The sequence below is a fragment of the Streptomyces alkaliterrae genome (genome assembly GCF_007097205.2).
Taxonomy (GTDB): domain Bacteria; phylum Actinomycetota; class Actinomycetes; order Streptomycetales; family Streptomycetaceae; genus Streptomyces; species Streptomyces alkaliterrae.
The window spans coordinates 1-2,362 of sequence record NZ_VJYK02000511.1 but is presented as its reverse complement, the minus strand read 5'-3'; the positions used below and the strand labels follow the sequence as shown (position 1 = coordinate 2,362).

At 72.8% G+C, this 2,362-nt stretch carries 3 protein-coding genes; all 3 read left to right on the top strand.

What is annotated here, in order from left to right:
- Positions 1-53 precede the first annotated feature (53 nt).
- Complete coding sequence (locus FNX44_RS26225; protein ID WP_143651466.1) at positions 54-647, top strand: hypothetical protein; 594 nt, start codon at positions 54-56, stop codon at positions 645-647.
- Between the two features lie 95 nt (positions 648-742).
- Positions 743-1,939, top strand: a complete 1,197-nt coding sequence (gene mqnC, locus FNX44_RS26220; RefSeq protein ID WP_143651465.1) for a cyclic dehypoxanthinyl futalosine synthase — start codon at positions 743-745, stop codon at positions 1,937-1,939.
- 17 nt (positions 1,940-1,956) lie between these two features.
- The coding region (locus FNX44_RS26215; RefSeq protein WP_143651464.1) for an imidazolonepropionase-like domain-containing protein at positions 1,957-2,362 on the top strand (406 nt) is incomplete at its 3' end.

Sequence of the window (2,362 nt, the reverse complement as noted above, 5' to 3'; positions counted from 1 at the left end):
CACCAGCAGCGCGGCCACCGTGAGCACGGCCGCTCCCGTCCGGCCCGGCCGCCGTGCACTCCGGCGGCAACACGACGCTGGTGGTCGTCCTCGCGGTCGTCGCCGTGATCGTGCTCGGGCTCGGCACCTACGCCGTCGGTCAGATCGAAGGCAACGGCGGCGGCACCGAATCCTCCGCCGGCGCGGAGGGGCCGCGCGACAACACCGACGGAGGCTCCGGCCACGGCCAGTCGTCGGCGGGCGGCTCCGACGCCGACCGGTCAGGGTCCCGCGCCCCCGGCTCCGGTGAATCCGACACCATCCCCGACGCGTTCCTCGGCACCTGGGAGGGCTCCTTCCCGGAGACGCTCACCCAACAGCCGATCACGATCGTCGCCCACGTCAACCGCGGCGGAACGGGCGACCGGGCGGTCCGCTTCACGATGATGTTCGACGGCCAGTCGTGCAAGTCCGTGGGCACGGTGGTCGGTGTCACCGACCGGGCGCTCCGGGTCACCGAGCAGCTTGACGCCGAACACCTCAACCCCGTCGGCTGCATCGCGACTCCGGGCGAGATGATCCTGGCCCGCGACGGGGGAAGGCTGCGCTACCAGTTCCAGGACCTGCTCGTGGGAACGACGACCGTCATGCTCAGCCGCCGCGACTGAGCCACGTCCTTCCCCGCCGGACCGGGCGGCGGGCCGACGCACCCGCTGGCGTACGCTGGGGTGGTTCGTCTCAGCCTTCGGAAGGGGCCGCGCCGGTGCCGGAGAACGCCGACCTCCAGTCCGTACTCGACCGTGCCGCCGACGGCGGGCGCATCACGCCCGACGAGGCGCTCGACCTCTACCGGAACGCGCCGCTGCACGCCCTCGGGCAGGCCGCCGACACCGCGCGCCGCCGCCGCTACGCGGGCACCGAGCACATCGCGACGTACATCATCGAGCGCAACATCAACTACACCAACGCCTGCGTGACGGCGTGCAAGTTCTGCGCCTTCTACGCGCCGCCCAAGAGCGACAAGGTGTGGACCCGCGACCTCGACGACATCCTGCGCCGCTGCGCCGAGACCGTCGAGCTGGGCGGCACCCAGATCATGTTCCAGGGCGGCCACCACCCGGACTACGGCGTGGAGTACTACGAGGAGCACTTCTCGGCGATCAAGAAGGCGTTCCCGCAGCTGGTCATCCACTCCCTCGGCGCGTCCGAGGTGGACCACATGGCGCGGATCTCCGGCGTCTCCGTCGAGGACGCCATCCGCCGCATCCACGCCGCGGGCCTCGACTCCTTCGCCGGTGCCGGCGCCGAGCTGCTGCCGGCCAGGCCGCGCAAGGCGATCGCGCCGCTGAAGGAGTCCGGCGAGCGCTGGCTGGAGATCATGGAGGTCGCGCACGGCCTCGGCGTGGAGTCCACCTCCACCATGCTGATGGGCACCGGCGAGACCAACGCCGAGCGCATCGAGCACCTGCGGATGATCCGCGACGTGCAGGACCGCACCGGCGGCTTCCGCGCCTTCATCCCGTACACCTACCAGCCGGAGAACAACACGCTGAAGGGGCGTACGCAGGCCACGATCTTCGAGTACCTGCGCATCCTCGCCGTCGCCCGCCTCTTCCTGGACAACGTCGCGCACATCCAGGGCTCCTGGCTCACCACCGGCAAGGAGGTCGGCCAGCTCTCGCTGCACTACGGCGCCGACGACCTCGGCTCGGTCATGCTGGAGGAGAACGTCGTCTCCTCGGCGGGCGCGAAGCACCGCTCGAACCGCATGGAGCTCATCCACCTCATCCGCGCCGCGGGCCGCGTCCCGGCGCAGCGCGCCACCACCTACGAGCACCTGGTGGTGCACGACGACCCGGCGAACGACCCGGTCGACGACCGCGTCGTCTCCCACCTGTCGTCCACCGCGATCGAGGGCGGCACCGCCCACCCCGAGCTGCGCCTCGTCGACGCCAACTGACGCCGGACGGCAGCACGTTGCGCACCCTGCACATCGGGGAGACGGACGGCGGCGCGGTCCTCGTCGACGGGGACCGGATCGCCGCCGTCGGCGCCGCCGAGGAACTGGCCGCCGCGCACCCGGAGGCCCGGGTGCGCCGCTGGCCCGGCCGGCTCGGCCCGGGCCGCTGCGCGGCGGACGCCGCCCGCTTCCTGGAGCAGGCCTACCACCCGGACCCGCGCGAGGCCGACGATCTCGGCACCGAGCCGCTCACCGGCGCCGCGCTCGCCGCCCTGAACCCCACCCCCACTCGATGGAGTGAAAGCACCCGACGGGGCGTCCAGCGACTGCTCGCCGACGGCGTCACGGCCGTGGTCGGCCCCTTCACGCGCCCGGCGACGGAGACCGCCGTCCGCCGCGCCGGCCTCCGCGTCCTGCCCGCCC